The organism is Chitinophagaceae bacterium, assembly GCA_016713085.1.
Taxonomy (GTDB): Bacteria; Bacteroidota; Bacteroidia; order Chitinophagales; family Chitinophagaceae; genus Lacibacter.
The window spans coordinates 1159166-1174044 of record JADJPV010000001.1; the positions used below are offsets into that span (position 1 = coordinate 1159166).

The 14879-nt window shown below is 38.9% G+C and carries 12 protein-coding genes and 3 pseudogenes; 5 read left to right on the top strand and 10 right to left on the bottom strand.

Annotated elements, in window-relative coordinates; all coding sequences use genetic code 11:
* Positions 1–13: 13 nt before the first annotated feature.
* The 7 genes and pseudogenes from IPK31_05545 to IPK31_05575 all read right to left on the bottom strand — a co-directional run bounded on the left by IPK31_05545 (position 14) and on the right by IPK31_05575 (position 6112).
* Positions 14–703 (bottom strand): aspartate/glutamate racemase family protein, encoded by a 690-nt coding sequence (locus IPK31_05545; GenBank protein MBK8087441.1) that lies wholly within the window; start codon positions 701–703, stop codon positions 14–16.
* A 62-nt stretch (positions 704–765) separates the two neighbouring features.
* Positions 766–2244 carry an RtcB family protein gene (locus IPK31_05550; protein ID MBK8087442.1) on the bottom strand — a complete coding sequence of 493 codons (1479 nt, stop codon included), beginning with the start codon at positions 2242–2244 and terminating at the stop codon, positions 766–768.
* 90 nt (positions 2245–2334) lie between these two features.
* Positions 2335–2559 (bottom strand): hypothetical protein, encoded by a 225-nt coding sequence (locus tag IPK31_05555; protein MBK8087443.1) that lies wholly within the window; start codon positions 2557–2559, stop codon positions 2335–2337.
* 681 nt (positions 2560–3240) lie between these two features.
* Positions 3241–3447 (bottom strand): hypothetical protein, encoded by a 207-nt coding sequence (locus IPK31_05560; GenBank protein ID MBK8087444.1) that lies wholly within the window; start codon positions 3445–3447, stop codon positions 3241–3243.
* Positions 3429–4202: a DUF2971 domain-containing protein gene (locus tag IPK31_05565; GenBank protein MBK8087445.1), complete on the bottom strand. Its 774-nt coding sequence runs from the start codon at positions 4200–4202 to the stop codon at positions 3429–3431. The genes IPK31_05560 and IPK31_05565 overlap by 19 nt, the downstream gene beginning before the upstream one ends.
* Positions 4203–4221: 19 nt before the next feature.
* Positions 4222–5355 (bottom strand): annotated as a pseudogene (locus IPK31_05570) (PA0069 family radical SAM protein).
* Between the two features lie 135 nt (positions 5356–5490).
* A pseudogene (locus IPK31_05575) lies at positions 5491–6112 on the bottom strand (2'-5' RNA ligase family protein).
* Between the two features lie 305 nt (positions 6113–6417).
* Here IPK31_05575 and umuD point away from each other — a divergent pair.
* From umuD to IPK31_05595, 4 genes are all read left to right on the top strand, one after another.
* Positions 6418–6855 (top strand): translesion error-prone DNA polymerase V autoproteolytic subunit, encoded by a 438-nt coding sequence (umuD, locus tag IPK31_05580; protein ID MBK8087446.1) that lies wholly within the window; start codon positions 6418–6420, stop codon positions 6853–6855.
* A 47-nt stretch (positions 6856–6902) separates the two neighbouring features.
* Positions 6903–7271: an endonuclease domain-containing protein gene (locus IPK31_05585; GenBank protein ID MBK8087447.1), complete on the top strand. Its 369-nt coding sequence runs from the start codon at positions 6903–6905 to the stop codon at positions 7269–7271.
* Complete coding sequence (locus IPK31_05590; GenBank protein ID MBK8087448.1) at positions 7261–7884, top strand: hypothetical protein; 624 nt, start codon at positions 7261–7263, stop codon at positions 7882–7884. Before IPK31_05585 ends, IPK31_05590 begins: the two co-directional genes overlap by 11 nt.
* Positions 7885–7956: 72 nt before the next feature.
* Entirely contained in the window at positions 7957–8610 is a 654-nt protein-coding gene (locus IPK31_05595; GenBank protein ID MBK8087449.1) for a DUF4113 domain-containing protein, read from the top strand.
* Here the strand turns inward: IPK31_05595 and IPK31_05600 are convergent.
* Positions 8607–9545, bottom strand: coding sequence for a DUF72 domain-containing protein (locus tag IPK31_05600; GenBank protein ID MBK8087450.1), 939 nt, complete (start codon positions 9543–9545; stop codon positions 8607–8609). The genes IPK31_05595 and IPK31_05600 overlap by 4 nt on opposite strands.
* A gap of 53 nt (positions 9546–9598) precedes the next feature.
* On the opposite strand from IPK31_05600, the gene IPK31_05605 reads away from it, so the two are divergent.
* A complete protein-coding gene (locus tag IPK31_05605) occupies positions 9599–11143 on the top strand; it encodes a sulfatase (protein MBK8087451.1) in 1545 nt (514 codons plus the stop codon).
* Here the strand turns inward: IPK31_05605 and IPK31_05610 are convergent.
* Positions 11096–13760: pseudogene (locus tag IPK31_05610) on the bottom strand (glucosidase). The gene IPK31_05605 and the pseudogene IPK31_05610 overlap by 48 nt on opposite strands.
* A 156-nt stretch (positions 13761–13916) precedes the next feature.
* Positions 13917–14729 carry an N-acetylmuramoyl-L-alanine amidase gene (locus IPK31_05615; GenBank protein ID MBK8087452.1) on the bottom strand — a complete coding sequence of 271 codons (813 nt, stop codon included), beginning with the start codon at positions 14727–14729 and terminating at the stop codon, positions 13917–13919.
* Between the last annotated feature and the right edge of the window lie 150 nt (positions 14730–14879).

Consider the following 14879-nt stretch of genomic DNA (forward strand, 5'->3'; position numbering starts at 1 on the left):
CTTTACGGTAGAATCAGCCTAATGCAACATTAACAGCTGCATTTACATGAATAGCCGTTGTATCAAAAACCGGAATGGGGCTGTCGTTCTGTTGAATAAGAATAGGAATTTCAGTACACCCAAGAATCACTCCTTCGGCTCCCTGTTCTTTGAGTTGATTGATGATGCGGATGAATCCCTGTTTCCGTTCAGGAAGAAAAATACCCTTGCCCATTTCATCATAAATAGCAGTGTTGATGTATTCAATATCAGCTTCATTGGGGATGATGGTTTCAATTCCCTGTTCTGCCAGTTTGTTTTTATAAAAATCAAGCTGCATGGTATATTTCGTACCAAGCAATGCCACTTTCTTTAATTGAAGCTTTACAATTTCTTTGCCTGCCTCCTCTGCAATATGAATTAAAGGGATGTTGATGGATGCCTGCACAGCATCTGCAATATTGTGCATGGTATTGGCTCCAATTAATATAAAATTGGCTCCGGCCTGGTCAAGCCGTTTTGCTTCACGACTCATCATGCCGGCAAGTCCATTCCAATCATCAGCAAGGGTTAACCGTTTCACTTCATCGAAGTTAACAGAACTGAGCAGGATCTGTGCAGAATGTACACCACCCAACTGTTCATTGATTTTTTGATTGAGCAAACGATAGTAATCGATTGTGGAAAGCCAGCTGATGCCGCCAATAAGTCCGATTGTTTTCATGAAATGAAGATATTGAAAAAACTCCTGCTGCTTTTCAGCAACAGGAGTTGAATAAACGAATCCTATTCACCCATCACCTGCTCTTTGTCTTTCTGCTTCCAGCTTCTGTGTTTGGCACCATCCATTTTTACAATCTTAGGAGTAAATTTTCCAACCACATCAACCAAAGATTTTTGTGATTGCATCACTTCGTTAATATCCTTGTATGCAAATGGTGATTCATCCAATCCGCCGCCAAGCAATTTCACTCCAAACTTTTTCAGCTCGTCTTTAAACTGTTTGTCAGTTACAGAAGCCATTGCCCTTGAACGGCTCATCTTTCTTCCTGCGCCATGACTGGCAGAATTAACTGCTGCTGATTCGCCTTTACCTTTTACAATAAATCCATCAGCTGTCATAGAACCGGGAATAATTCCCAGTACATCTTTACCTGCAGGTGTTGCGCCTTTGCGGTGAACGATCACATCTCTTCCTTCCCATTTTTCTTTCCATGCAAAGTTGTGATGGTTCTCTACCATCTTCATTGGTTTTCGTCCCAACTGCTTTGCAATCTTTTCATGAATGATATGGTGACAGGCAGATGCATAATCACCGGCTAAGTTCATGGCCAACCAATACTCCATTCCTGCTTCTTCATCCAATGTTAACCAGGCAAGATTTTTTGCATCCTGCGGCAAACGTCTTTTGCTGATGGCAATCTTTGTGTAATGATTGGCAATGTTAGCACCTGAAGCTCTTGAACCTGAGTGCGACAATAAACCAATATACTTTCCTGCATCAATACCGAGCACTTCATCCTTCTCTGCAATTTCAATCACGCCAAATTCCGCAAAGTGATTTCCACTTCCGCTTGAACCTAATTGTTTCCATACACGGCCATGCAGATTCTTCAATAATGGTAATTGATAAAACAATTCATTCTCCATTACTTCATGGTTTGAGGCATGATCAAACTGCTGACCGCTTCCAAACAAAGTTGCTTCTCCCAGTTCTCTTGCAAAGAAGGCTTCTTTCTGCACAAGGTCTTTCGGATCAAGATCAAAAATGCTCAAACACATTCTGCAGCCAATATCCACACCAACACCGTAAGGGATCACTGCATTTTCTGTTGCCAGTACTCCGCCAATCGGCAAACCATAACCACTATGTGCATCGGGCATCAACGCTCCTGCAACTGCGATTGGTAATTTTGCTGCGGTGTACATCTGGTGCATGGCTCCTTCTTCAATATGTTCGCTTCCGAATACATTGAACTGAATACCGCTTTGATTTAATGACAAAGCCCCCTCTAAATCTCCCCCCGAGGGGGAGACTTTTGCAGACTCCGCTATTTGTAAAAGCTTTTCTGCTATCGATGTTAATATTGCATCATCCATATATTCTGCCGGCGATGCCAGTACTGCTTTTAATATATCCATTACTTCCTCCTTTGTGTGACGCTTGTAATTTTTTTGCATCACATTCATTGCTATGCTGATCACCGGTCCTTCCGGGTAGCCAATAGCTCTTAATTCTTTTCCTGTTATTTTAATCTTTGCCATTGTTATTCATTTAAGTTAATTGTTTTTTGGAAAAGCGCCCCGTTGCATCTCACGGGGTACGCTTATTTCCCTCCTCTGCACCTAAATTTCTTACCGCAACTGATGTGCTGCAGGATGCATGACATTCTCCTGCACATTCACACCGTTCTTGTTATCATCTTCATCATTTTTGTTGCTGATCAATTGTAAAATCTGTCGAACAATCAACACAATAGCATTCAGTTTCATTTCATCCTCCTTTTTCGAACAAAAAGCCCGGTCGTTTTGCGACCGGGCCCTGTTATCCAATACATAACTGTTTATGTATGGATGCAATCCGGTCGCTTATGAATAAAATCATTTATATAACTATTGGGCATACGATTCCTGTTTGGCTGCAGTACAACTATGCACTGATGATTCAAATGCATGTGTTAAACTCAATCGTATGTACTGTCGTTTTGTTCTGATCATTTATTCGTTGTTTTAAATAGTGTTTTTCATTTGTCAGCAACGGCCTTTACAAAATATCCGTAACGATTATTTCTAATCCACCTTCATCAGGGCTAAGGTAGTTAAACAAAAAACCCGCAATCTCTTGCGGGGCCTGTGTTATAGCGAATTTGTTTCTTCAACTTATTCTACAGCGTAACACGCCCCCGCAAACAGTATAATCGCTCCTGCGACTAAACTTATTCACTGCTTCAATATGTAACTGTATGTTCAGCATGTTTCTGTTTTATAATTTTTATTTGCGTTGCAAAGATGAATTTATTTTTTTGATAGTGCCAAATTTTATGAAAGAAATTTTTAAAAAATATTTTTATCCTTTTCCCGAATGAAGCACTCCTGCTTTTCTAAAGAATCAATAAGTTGCTTTTTGCAAGTCGGGTGTTACATGATTTACAGATTTATTATCTGTTGGCCTATTTAAAAAAATCAGTAAAAATAGAGTCTTCAAATTGTAAAGTTTTTTTGAAACTTTTAAACGCTAATTGTCTTACAACATCAACTATTTCAATTTTTTTGTTCTATTGGTATTTTATATCCTAAAATAATTTTATCTATTGTCAAAGCTGGATAAATATCAAAAGCAACATCATCTGAAAACTTCATTGGCCTGTTTATCTTGTTCGCCTGCTTCACAATCTTCTTAGCTTGCTCTAATCGAACCGTATTATCTAAATCGATTTCGGTAAAATATATTATAGCATTGTTTTCCAAGTTGCTCTGATTTGATTCTGAAAGGATCTTTCATTATTCTCGTACTTCCACTTCCGCTTATCCCATTGAATAAACTTAAACAATCTAACTTCATTTTCTTCTACCCATATTGGAGATTTATTCAAACAAGCAAGCTGTACTATTATTTTAGGAAGGTTATTGATTGCAAACTCGCCTACATCTTTTAATTCCTTTAATCTCAAAAAGTAGTTCTTTACACTTTGTAAGCTTTTACTATCAGTACTATAGTCAATTTTACCCAGTGCAGAGTCGATCCATTTATTTTGAATATTTTGATTAGCGAGTTTAAAAACTATGCCAACACCATTTCCATTGTCGCCATAGTTTCTCCACATACTAAAGAGTTCTTTCTCTTTAATAGAAGAGTTATACTGACAAGATGAAGCAACAAACATATTACTAGACTGCTCAATTAATTTGGGGCTAATATGTTCTCCGAGTTGTTTAAAAAAATAGATTAATTCTTGTGGATCATTTGTTTGTCCAGCATTCGTAAGTCTTAGTTTTTTACTATTAATTATTTCAAATAATGCATTTGTAGTGGTATAATGTATTAATTCAACATCATCGTTAACCTCATGTGAAGACCCTGTAAGTAAATTACTTGAAAGATTAATATCAGCGTCAAAGACTTTTGATTCATTCCAACTAGAAAGAGAAGACAGCTTAGCAAAGCCAAATACCTCTTCCAATAGCTTTTGAATTTGTTGCCAGTAATCTTTTTTCCTTTCCATAGCATAAATATCGATGTTTTCAAAACAACCTCCCCTGCTGTCCCGGTCTTCTGAAAATACCTCTGTCCAAACTCCATTCTTCTGCATTCATACCATAGAGCTTTCCATATTTTTTTATACTGCTGCGCTACCAGCTGTGCAATGTTTCCTTCACCACGCATACGCACACCCCATCGTGTATCATTTACTTTTCCATCGTGGCTCTGTTCAACAAGGTGCCATACTTTATCCGCACGGTCGGGGAAGTTTTTATACAGCCAGTCGTGAAATAATAATTTAATGGCTCCATTTAAACGAATGAAGGTGTAGGCAGTGAACGTTGCACCATTATCTCTTGCTGCTTTCATAATACGCTGCATTTCATGTTCATTCAACCCAGGAATCATTGGCCCCATCATAATACCCATGCGCACACCGGCACTGCTGAGTTCGTTAATGACTTTTAATTTTTGTTTGGCGGTTGTTGTACGTGGTTCCATCACTCTTCTTAAATCTTCGTTGAAGGATGTAATGGATACCATGGCCGAAACAATATTCTTCTTCCCCATTTCCTGCAGTACATCTTTGTCTTTCAGTATCCATGAATTTTTCGTGAGGATACCAACGGGCTGATTAAATTCATTACACACTTCCAGCATTTGTCTTGTTAAACGGTATTTCTGTTCGGCCGGCTGATAGCAATCTGTATTGCCACTGAGCATAATGGGTGTGGCATCCCATTTCGGGTGCATTAAAAATTTACGCAGCAGTTGCGGTGCATTTTTCTTTACTAATATCTTCTGTTCAAAATCAACGCCTGCACTGTAACCCCAATACTCATGTACATTACGTGCATAGCAGTAAATACATCCATGTTCGCAACCGGCATAAGGATTCATACTGTAGCTCATGCCAACATCAGGACTTGCCACATTGTTGACAATTGTTTTTGAATCCACTTCAATGTATTGTGTTTTGAGACTGGTTTCTTCCCAATCATCAATTCCTTCAATGTGTTCTCTTGTTGATTCATTTTTCAGAAAACGGTTTTTGGTGTTGAACTGTGCACCACGTCCTTTGAGGTAGCCCCTCCATCTCCCCCAAGGGGAGGGTTGAAAGCTTCTTCTTTTTTTGGTTGCACTTTAAAGTGATCCTGTTTTAATTCTTCTGACATGTTGGTTATTGTTTATGATTGCCACTATTTATATGGATTTGCACGAAGGATTTGTTTGTAATAAATGATCAACAGAAATCCTCACCGCCTAAAGTGTGCGACGCAACGAAAGCTGAATGATTTTACAATTGCAGGTTACATAAATAATTCACCCTGCTTTGTGGTAACCGGTAAATTCTGAAACTCGAAACGCTGAACGATCTGGTACCTGGTTTCACCAACAGGTTTTTATCAGCAGCATTCCATCCGCAATACATCTTCCGGTGAAATGCCTGTTACTGTATTCAAGCCAGCCCTTTTCATATTGCCAGGGTAATAATCTTCTGGCAATAGTCAGGTGCGGCTCAAGAATAAAATGCGGCTTGTTATCATCATTCAGTTTCATGAGCCGCTGTGCTTCTGTACGGATTTGCTTCACCAGTGTTTGAATGGGAGTCTTGCTTACTACATTGATAAAAATAGTATGACTCGGAAAACTTCCATAATCCCTCAACTCCACTTTGAAAGGAACAGCACCCATGGCAACCATCTTTAAACGATTGACCAATCGCTCCTCCATCATTTCATACTGCAGAAAATTTGCCAGCGTAATATGTGGTTTGCCATGTTTTGCATATTCAGAATGATACTCTTTTGCAAACTCATTTTTTACTTTCATAATTCTGTTCCACAACTCTTCATGTGGGCTTAATACGAGTAAGTACTCGTACACCCGGTGACCGGGAATGGTTGATGTTGTAATTGATTGTAATTGCATAACCCATTTTTTTAGCCTCACCCTCGTTCCCTCTCAAAAGAGAGGGAGGCCGGGCAAGAAGTTCATAATTGAAAAATGTTGTACACTTCTGCTATGGAAAAATCATCAGCGTTTATGATAATTACCAGCAGAACGGGGTTATTGAAGTATCGGTCGGTTATTGAAGAGGAAAAAATATTCTTCAAAATCGTAACACTAAATTACTAAAAGTTTTAGTTTTACAAAACTTATTTACAAACCCTGAAATAAAAAATATCTGATCACCTCTCTTTCGGCCGGTGCTGGAAGAGCTCAAATTTTTTTCTATGGACGGGGAACAATTTTTCGGAGCTGCTTATAAAGGCAGCAAAAACTTTTCGCAGCAGGAAGTAAAAACAGCCAATGCTACCGGCTTTGGTGCTGCAGCTGATGATTATGCTGAACGTGGCATTGATTTGAATGAACAACTCATTAAAAACAAACCGGCTACCTTTTTCTTCCGTATGAAAGGTGATGCCATGCGTGAGGCGGGGATGTTTGATAATGATATCCTGATCGTTGACCGGTCGTTAAAACTGGCCAGTGGAAAAATTATTGTAGCTGTTCTGACTGGCGAACTGTTGGTTCGGCGTTTTCATAAAAACTTTTCATCGGCCTTTTTAATTCCTGAAAATCCGAGATACCCATCCATTAATCTGGCTGAGTTCAGTGATTTTCAATTATGGGGTGTTGTTGTTTATTCTATTCACCCCCTGTCCCCCTAAAGGGGAGACTTAGATCGATCAACATTTCTTTAGGCTAACATCATGATATGGAAAGAACAATGTTTTACAAAGCTTCACCATTAATTTTTGAAATGGCCCGTGAGTTACGGAGTCAGCAAACACACGCAGAAACAATATTATGGGAATACCTAAAAACAAAACCATCCGGTTATAAATTTCGAAGACAACATCCAATTGGCATTTATATTGTTGATTTCTATTGTCACAAATTAAAACTGGTTATAGAAGCAGATGGCTCTATTCATAATGTGAAAGAAGTAAAAGAACATGATAAAGAGCGGCAGATTGCTCTTGAAGAAAACAATATCAAAGTGATACGATTTACAAATGCTGATATTTTGAATGAGATGAAAACTGTGATTGATCGTATCCAAAAAATGATGTATGAGCAATAAAAATATTTTACAAACCTCGGAGTCTTTAAGCTCTCCCTTCAGGGAGCGGGGAGGGTTTTACGCCATTATTGATTGTAACAATTTTTACTGTTCTTGTGAACGCTTATACAAACCACATTTGGATAAGAAACCTGTTGTTGTGCTCAGTAACAATGATGGATGTATTATTTCAAGAAGCGATGAGGCAAAAAAATTAGGTGTTGAAATGGCCGGGCCTTATTTCATGGCCAAGCCGTTAATTCAAAAACATGGAGTAACTGTTTTTTCGAGTAATTATAATTTATATGGTGATCTGAGCTGGCGGGTAATGGAAACATTACGGATACTGTTAGGGGAACACAAGGTTGAAGTATATTCTGTTGATGAAGCTTTTTTGGATCTTAGTATTTTTCCAGCTTCTGATCTGCACCGCATTTCAAAAGAGCTGAAAGAAACTGTGGAACAATGGACAGGTATTAAAGTTTCCATTGGTGTGGCTCCAACTAAAGTGCTGGCAAAGGTTGCCAATCGTTTATCAAAAAAAAGCAAAGAGCAAACAGGAGGAGTGATGGTGCTTGATACAGATGAAAAAATCGCTGATGCACTTGAAAGAACACCTGTTGGTGATATTTAGGGTGTCGGTTACCAGTATGCAAAAAAACTGAAAGAACAATGGTTCATTGATGATGCGTTACAGCTAAGTAAAATGAGTGAAGAGTTTGCAAAAATGCACCTTGGTGGAGTGGTGGGTGCAAGACTGGCGAGAGAATTAAAAGGCATTCCATCAAAAGACATGGAAGATGAGCTGGTGAATAAAAAAATGATCGCTACTACAAGAATGTTCGGCAGCCCGGTAAGCGATATCAATGATATTAAAGAGGCCGTTGCTACCTATACTTCAAGGGCTGCCGAAAAATTAAGAAGACAGCACAGCGCTGCAAAAGTGATCAGTGTGTTTGTAGTTACAAAAGACCAGGATCATATGCTCAGCTTTAAGAAGACCGGCACCATCAGCAGTTATATTACACTTCCGGTTGCCACTTCGTTTACCAATGAATTAATCAAGCCGGCAGTTGAACTGGTAGATCAGTTATTTGAAAAAGGGCAGCGTTATAAAAAAGCCGGAGTGATGTTAAGTGGTATTGTTCCTGATGAATCCATCCAGGGAAATTTGTTTTTACCAGAGGTAAAAAACAATGGCCGCATGCTGATGAGTATGATTGATAATATTAATTTCAGTCAGCGGGATGACGTACTGAAGTTTGCCGCCAGCGGAACAACAAGGGATTGGAAGATGCGGCAGGAATTACGCAGTCCGAGGTATACGACAAGATGGGATGAATTGTTTGAAGTGCGTTAATCAAACAAACCTCTCTGCTTCGGTTTCGGTTTTTCTGAAACACCTCCTTCAATAAATTTTGGTTTAATCAAATTCAATCCGCATTCTTTGTTGAGTTTATCAACGAGGTAAACAGTAAGTTCCGGTGATGTTGCTTCATCATGCATATGCATAAAGAAATAAAGCTCTTCCATTCCATGGTCTAACCAGTACTTCATGCGTTCAACCCATGCATCACATCTTGTATAATCAGATTTGTGCAGACTGTTGCCAACATATCGGATAAACGCTTTTGGAATAGTTAAATGCATATGTGCACAATCCCTTCTTCCTGCTGTATCGGTGATCACAGCACCCATGTTCATCTCTTTCAGTGTTGTAAACATTTCAGTACGGATATCTTCTTTCGCCAGCCAATCAGGGTGACGTACCTCAAGAAAAAACTGCAAGTCAGTCGGAAGTGATTTTAAATAATCAAACAATTCATTCTTTCTCTTTGGTGAAAACGTATCACTCACCTGTACGAAGATGGGACCAAGGTGTTCTTCAAATCCAACAATACCACGGAAGAATTCATTGGTAATAAAATCTTTTCCTTTTAAACTTCCACGATGTGTTACGCCCTGATACATTTTCGGGCAGAATTTAAAATCTTTTCCCTTTGCCTTCTCTGCCCACTTTCGTGTACCGGGTTCGCCATATACTTTGTAATGTGTTGCATTCAGTTCAATACTGTTGTAATGCTCCACATAGTGCTGTAAAAAATCTTTCTCTTTTGTTTTGGGTGGATAGATCTTCCCCACCCATTCTGTTCTTCCCCACTTGGCACAGCCGAGATATACTTTTGCATCTTTTACAGGCTTGCCTTTCAATATTTTTTTATTAAACGCAGGCTCTGCGGGCAAAGAAAAATCATTACTATCCAGTTCATCATCAGGTATTCTCCCAAACTCCATATAAAATATTTCTCCAAATCTACTGATACTAATAATTATTGTAACTTTCCTTCATGCGTTTTTTATACATTCTTTTGCTTTGCTGTTCTTCTGCCTTTGCGCAGCAGAAGCCAAACATCATTTATATCATGAGTGATGATCATGATGACGATGCTATCAGTGCTTATAACAAACAATTTATCCAAACACCCAATATTGACCGCCTGGCAAAAGAAGGCATGCGGTTCAATAAAGCATTTGTTGGGAATTCTATCTGTTCACCTGTAAGAGCAACATTGTTAACGGGTCAGCATTCACATAAGAATGGCGTGAAAGATAACCGAACAAGGTTTGATTCATCCAAAACAACCATCGCACACCTGTTGGGTAAAGCAGGTTATCAAACAGCAATTATAGGTAAATGGCATTTGCATTCTTACCCAACAGGATTTGATTACTGGAGAATATTACCGGGCATGGGTCAGTATCATGATACAAGAATGATTACCATGAACGGCGATACCATTACCGAAAAAGGATACGCAACCGATGTAATTACCGATGATGTACTCAACTGGCTAGTCAACAGAGATAAAAAGAAACCCTTTGCTTTATTCTTTCATCACAAAGCGCCTCACAGAAATTTTGTTCCGGCTTTAAAATACCTTGAACAGTATCATACAAAAACATTTCCTGAACCTGCTACCTTATATGCCGACACTGTTAGCCGTGGCAGTGCATGGCGAATACAGACCATGAGCATTTTACCTGATATGCGTTTGTGTGCTGATCTGAAAATAGATCCGCAGTACTTAAAAGATATTCCTGAATTAACTCCTGACGCAGAAGATATTGCTACGTATAATGCCATCATGAAACGAATGCCTGAGTTTGAACGGGAACGCTTCAAAGAAATTTATTCAGAAAGAGGAAGAATCATGCAGGAGAAAAAACCAAAGGGCAGAGAGTTGTTGAAATATAAATACCAATGGTACATGCAGGATTATCTTTCCTGCGTTGCATCAATAGATGAAAGCGTTGGCAGGTTGCTGAAGTATCTTGATGAAAATAAACTTACTGCAAGTACAGCTGTGATATACACGAGTGACCAGGGATTTTATTTAGGTGAAAACGGATGGTTCGATAAACGTTTTGCGTATGATGTGAGTATGAAAACTCCGTTGATCATCCGCTGGCCGGGAAAAATAAAACCGGGTGCAGTTACAAACACACTGGTACAGAATATTGATTTTGCTCCAACCATTCTTTCCATTGCAGGTGCAGAAATTCCGTCATCGATGCAGGGCATCAATTTAAAACCTCTGTTAACTGCAAAACAAACAACACTCTCCCGGAAATATCTGTACTACCATTATTATGAATACGTAAAAGATCATACCGTAATTCCACATCTTGCAATAAGAGGAGATAAATACAAGCTCATCTATTTCTATACCGTCAACGAATGGGAAATGTATGATCTGGCGATAGATCCTTCAGAACAAAAAAATCTCATTCATTCACCGGTATATCAAAAAATCATTCTTAATCTGAAAGCAGAGCTGCTGAAATTAAGAGATCTGTATGATGATCACAAACCGGCTGGAGAATTGAATTAATTGTTTTTTATCCCCGTAATCATTGATCAGCTCTGCTACTAATGCTGTCCATCCGGTTTGATGACTGGCACCTAATCCCTTGCCGCTGTCACCATGAAAATATTCATAGAACAACAGCAGGTGTTCATTGCCGGGTTGCTTATAAAACCAGTTGTATTGCTCATAACTTCTGCGTTCGCCTTTTTCATTGCGGCTGAATAGGTCAATGATCCTTCCGGATATTTTTTCAGCCACCTGCTGCAGGTTAAGTTGTACACCCGATCCTTTTGGATATTCAATCAATAAACTATCACCATAAAATTCACCAAAGCGTTTGATGGATTGAATGGTTAAAAAATTCAATGGCATCCACACCGGGCCACGCCAGTTGCTATTGCCTCCAAACATATCGGATGTTGAATCACCTGGATCATACTGAATAGAATATGTTTGCCCTTCCAGTTCAACTGAATACGGATTCAGTTCATGATCCTTTGATAAGGCACGGATTCCGCCAACAGATAAAAATTCACTTTCGTCAAGCACACGGCTGAGAATAGCGATTAATTTTTCTTTTGGCACAAGCGACAAAAGAATTTCTTCACTATCACTTTTTTCTTCATTGGGCCAGAAAAGTTTATTTGCCTTGCGATAGTTTTCAAACCATGAAATGCGTTTCCTGAAATCCTGTAACCTGCTCAATGCATTTTTATGAATCGTTGATACAGCAAATAAACTGGTTAAGCCAACTGCTGATTTAATACGCAGCGGCAGGTTGCTTCCATCATGCAGGCACAATACATCATAATAAAACTTATCTTCTTCGTTCCAAAGATGATGGCTGTTCAATGCTTCAGCAATCAATACAAAATGTTCAAAGAAACGGGTAGCGGTATCTTCAAATGCATCATCATGCATGGCAATTTCAACAGCAATATCCATCATGTTCAATGCATACATTCCCATCCATGATGTTCCATCAGCCTGTTCCAATTGAAAGTTACCCGGTATATGATGACTGCGGTTAAACACACCAATATTATCCAGCCCAAGAAATCCTCCCTGGAACAAATTGTTTCCATTATCATCTTTCCGGTTGATCCACCAGGTGAAGTTGATCAGCAGTTTTTGAAATATTTTTTTCAGGAACTGCACATCGCCTCTTCCTGTTTTTCTCTTTTCAATATTATACACTTCCCATGCAGCCATTGCATGCACCGGTGGGTTTACATCACCGAAATTCCATTCGTAAGCAGGAAGCTGGCCGTCAGGTTTCATATACCATTCCCGCATAATGAGCAGGAGCTGGTGTTTGGCAAATACAGGGTCAACTGCTGCCATCGATATACATTGAAAAGCCAAATCCCATGCAGCATACCAGGGATATTCCCATTTATCGGGCATGCAGATGACATCCGCATTCTTCAAATGTTTCCAGTCGCTGTTGCGGCCATATTTCTTCCCGTCATTCACGGGAGTAATTCCATCACTTGACCCAATCCATTTTTCTGTGTCAAATGAATAGAATTGTTTGCTCCATAATAATCCGGCATACGCCTGTCGTGAAATATTTTTCTGTTCATCTGTTAATGACTGCGGAATAACGGTATCGTAAAATTCATCAGCTTCTTTCTTCCGTTGTGTAAACAAATACTCAAATCCTTCATGAAACGAATTACCAGTATACCCATTCATCAAACGGCAGTAAATCGTTTTGGTTTCATGTCCCTGCAATTTCAGATTATAAACCGGCGAAGATTTTGTTCCTGTTTTCTTTTTCCTCAACTCTTTTTTGTACTTGTTGTGAATGACCGCATCATGAAAAGCATCTTTAACAAATATGGAGGGATTAGGTTTACCATTCATTTTATCTGTGTTGGTTTCATTTTCAGTAAACCACAAATCATCAGCATCAGAAAAATAAAAATAATAATCCCCTAAACGGTAATGCCATGCATGTATGCAGGAATCATTTACAAATTCAATAGACGGTTTTATTTCTTTGGAATCGTGGCTCCACTTATTGGCAAACCACAAAGTTGGCAACACGGTAATATCAGCAGCACGGTGATAACGGTTGGTTACATCAATTTTAATAAACAGGTCATTTCCATTCTGCTTGGCATAGGTTACCAGCACATCGAAATAATGATTGTTCTTAAACACAGGCGTGTCTAAAATTTCATACTCAGGTTCATTACGGCTCCGCTTTTATTTTCATCGAGTAATTTTTTATATGGAAATGCAGGCTGGGGGTATTTATACAGGTACTCCATATAATAATGCGATGGCACATTATCTAAATAGTAATACAACTCTTTTACATCTTCACCATGATTACCATCATAGTTTCCCAAACCAAATAAACGTTCTTTCAGAATCGCATCTTTCCCATTCCACAACGCAATACCAAAACAAAGATTTTGGAAATAATCAGAGATGCCTGCCAATCCATCTTCACCCCATAAATAAGAACGGTAATGCGAATGTTCAAATGGAAAATAACCCCATGCATCACCATACGGACCATAATCTTCTCTTACAGTTCCCCATTGCCGTTCACTGAGGTAAGGCCCCAGCGTTCAAGTGGAACAGATGTATTTGCATTTTCTGAAAGTCGCTGATGTTCTGCTGTCATAAAATCATTTTAATACAAGCATCAATTTTCATAGCATCACCTGTTGCATCGCAATCACTTCATCTGCATTGCATAAAGGAGCAGGGCGGCTTCATCTTATATTTGGAAACAATCGCAGAAAGGTTCTTGTTTAAACAAAACCTGGATAAACCTAAGTTACAGGTATTTTTTCTCTAACTGGTATAACACTTTAACCGCTTCCTGTGTCATTCCCTTTGTGGTATCCATTAAAAAATGACGCTTAAAGCCAAGAATAGCAGCACTTGTATCTTTCATATCATAGCCTACAATACGGATTGCAGTGAGATAATCAAACTTTTCAGGAACCTGCACATTGGTTGTATCATTCCACCATAAACCAAATCCTTTTTCACTCAGGGTCTTCCAGGGAAAACGCCAGTTGGGATCATTTTTTCTTGTAGGGGCAATATCACCGTGACCAATAAAATTAGCAGCAGGAATGCTGAATGATTTTTTTAAACGCTCCAGTAATAAAGCCAAACTGTTCAGCTGAAGTTCATCAAAAGGTTCAAAGCCATTATTGTCTAACTCTATGCCAATACTGCTTGAATTGATATCAGTTGAATTTCCCCATTTGCTTATACCTGCATGATGTGCCCTTAAATAATCGTTGAGCATATGATACACCGTTCCATCTTTACAAATTACATAGTGAGCACTCACCTGTGTACGTGGAAGAGTAAATGTTTTTAATGTCTGTTCGCAACTGTTTTGTGCTGTATGGTGAATGATCACAAAGTTGGGTCTGCGCATCGACAGGTTGGTTGTACCAACAAACATAGGGGCATTATCAACTGAATCATGCAGCGGATATTGCCGCAGCAGCTTTGCAAAAGTCTTCGTTTGCTTTTTATATGATTTATTCGTTACTGCATATGGCTTTTTAGAACAGCTGCCCACAGTAAATATAAAAGCCAGTGTAAGAAAGAGAATTCCGGTTTGTTTCATGCGGGAAAGTTAATTGATTTCTGTTCAAAAAACAGTCGGAAAAGCGACTCAAAAAGTCAAAATTCTGTCCTTAATCACTTCGGTATCTGCCTGTCATCATTGATTTATAAAAGTTGACAATCTACCTTAACACTGCAATTTTTTAAACTG

Excerpts from the sequence above, each read along its gene's own strand:
- IPK31_05545 (MBK8087441.1), bottom strand. The coding sequence starts at position 703 with ATGAAAACAATCGGACTTATTGGCGGCATCAGCTGGCTTTCCACAATC.
- IPK31_05550 (MBK8087442.1), bottom strand. The coding sequence starts at position 2,244 with ATGGCAAAGATTAAAATAACAGGAAAAGAATTAAGAGCTATTGGCTAC.
- IPK31_05565 (MBK8087445.1), bottom strand. The coding sequence starts at position 4,202 with ATGGAAAGGAAAAAAGATTACTGGCAACAAATTCAAAAGCTATTGGAA.
- umuD (MBK8087446.1), top strand. The coding sequence starts at position 6,418 with ATGGACGGGGAACAATTTTTCGGAGCTGCTTATAAAGGCAGCAAAAAC.
- IPK31_05585 (MBK8087447.1), top strand. The coding sequence starts at position 6,903 with ATGGAAAGAACAATGTTTTACAAAGCTTCACCATTAATTTTTGAAATG.
- IPK31_05590 (MBK8087448.1), top strand. The coding sequence starts at position 7,261 with ATGAGCAATAAAAATATTTTACAAACCTCGGAGTCTTTAAGCTCTCCC.
- IPK31_05595 (MBK8087449.1), top strand. The coding sequence starts at position 7,957 with ATGAGTGAAGAGTTTGCAAAAATGCACCTTGGTGGAGTGGTGGGTGCA.
- IPK31_05600 (MBK8087450.1), bottom strand. The coding sequence starts at position 9,545 with ATGGAGTTTGGGAGAATACCTGATGATGAACTGGATAGTAATGATTTT.
- IPK31_05605 (MBK8087451.1), top strand. The coding sequence starts at position 9,599 with ATGCGTTTTTTATACATTCTTTTGCTTTGCTGTTCTTCTGCCTTTGCG.
- IPK31_05615 (MBK8087452.1), bottom strand. The coding sequence starts at position 14,729 with ATGAAACAAACCGGAATTCTCTTTCTTACACTGGCTTTTATATTTACT.